Raw genomic sequence first — 1,678 nt, 5'->3', positions numbered from 1 at the left:
TATATATGTTAAATATATGTTATGAGGATTAAATTGATATTAAAAATATCAATTTAACTCATAGAAAGGGGATGAAGCGTATGAAAATTATTGTTACAGGAAAAAACATCAATGTTACAGATGCACTAAGGGATATGATAGACAAAAAGCTAAGTAAGCTGGATAAGTACTTCTCGAAGGAAGTGGAAGCTAAAGTAATTTTAATTGTAGAAAAAACACGTCAAATTATTGAAATTACTATCCCGTTTGATGGTGCTATATTAAGAGCTGAAGAAAAATCAAACGATATGTATCATTCGATAGATGAGGCTATAGAAGTATTAGAAAGACAAATAAGAAAGCATAAAACAAAGTTACAAAGAAGAAATCACTTAGGGGAAACTATTAGATTTGAAAATATAGCTCCATTAGAGAATGGAGAAAAAGAAGATGAGCATAAGATTGTTAAGACAAAGAGATTTGCTATAAAGCCAATGGATGCTGAGGAAGCTGTTTTACAGATGGAACTTTTAGGACATAATTTCTTTGTTTTTAGAGATGCTGATACTGATGAAGTAAATGTTGTATATAAGAGAAAGGATGGAAATTACGGGTTAATTGAACCTGAATTTTAAAATAGATACTTATTAAGAGTGGAGATTTTCTCCACTCTTTAGTTTTTTGTTGTATAATGCAATAAATAAAAAAACTACTATTATTTAAAATACTAAAGAGTATTTGAAAAAAACCCTCTACCTAAAAATCAGCTATGCTGATTTTTTTAAAAGGAATTTAATCTTTATTGTAGAAGTTATTTAATGAAGAATAAATGGGGGTGACTTTATGCTTTTAGAGAGTTTAGTGGGTTCTGTTGTTATTGGTTTTATAAGAGGTGGTAAGTTAAGACGACTTACTAATATAAGATTTAAGCGTATTTGGATATTTTTATTAGCTATCGCTGTGCAGTTAGGTATTGTATTTTTAACGATTAATGAAGTTGAGTTTGTTTTAAAATATACTAAGGAATTATACATTATATCTTATGCTTTGCTTTTTATAGGAATAATATCTAATTTTAAATATAAGTCACTGTGGGTAATTGCAATTGGAGGAGCATTGAATTTATTTTCTTTTATTGCTAATAAGGGGAAGATACCTGTATCGGTAGAGGGTTTAGAATTAGCAGGACTAAAAGAAATGGCTGAGCTTGTAAAACAGGGGAAGATGACCCTTTATGAACCTATAACTGAAGCTACAAAGTATAGTTTTTTAGGAGATATTATAACAGTTCCTGAGCCATATCCATTCCCACATATATTGAGTATAGGAGACATGGTGATTGCTTTAGGTTTATTTATTTTTATACAGAGCATAATGTTAAATGAAGGGTTAGATAGAGGAGGTATGATTAGATTCAGCTATAGACATAGAATATAAATTAGGGGACAGGGGACAGGATACAGGGTACAGGAATACAATTGAAAATTGAAAATTTAAAATGTAAAATAAAATGTCTTCTTTTACGCCTTGTAGCGAACAGCGAGTGGCGAATAGCGAAACTAATTCTCCATTATACATTGAATCATATCTCTAATACCTAACACCAAGTGCCTAGTAGCTAAATGTAATTTCTAATTACATCAGAAGTTTCGCATCTAAAAGATTTTAATGGGCGCTAGCCCTCAAGAATAGATTGTTT

Annotated in this window: 2 protein-coding genes; both read left to right on the top strand. The window is 30.3% G+C overall.

Annotated features, from left to right (window positions below):
* Positions 1 to 80: 80 nt before the first annotated feature.
* Entirely contained in the window at positions 81 to 614 is a 534-nt protein-coding gene (gene hpf, locus L21TH_RS09820) for a ribosome hibernation-promoting factor, HPF/YfiA family (protein ID WP_006315082.1), read from the top strand.
* 208 nt (positions 615 to 822) lie between these two features.
* The gene (locus L21TH_RS09815; protein ID WP_006315080.1) at positions 823 to 1,416 is read left to right on the top strand and encodes a DUF5317 domain-containing protein; all 594 of its coding nucleotides are present in this window, start codon (positions 823 to 825) and stop codon (positions 1,414 to 1,416) included.
* Positions 1,417 to 1,678 lie beyond the last annotated feature (262 nt).

This window comes from Caldisalinibacter kiritimatiensis (assembly GCF_000387765.1).
Taxonomy (GTDB): Bacteria; Bacillota; Clostridia; order Tissierellales; family Caldisalinibacteraceae; genus Caldisalinibacter; species Caldisalinibacter kiritimatiensis.
Note: the sequence above shows the minus strand (reverse complement) of the source record. Positions and strands in the feature narration are given on the sequence as shown.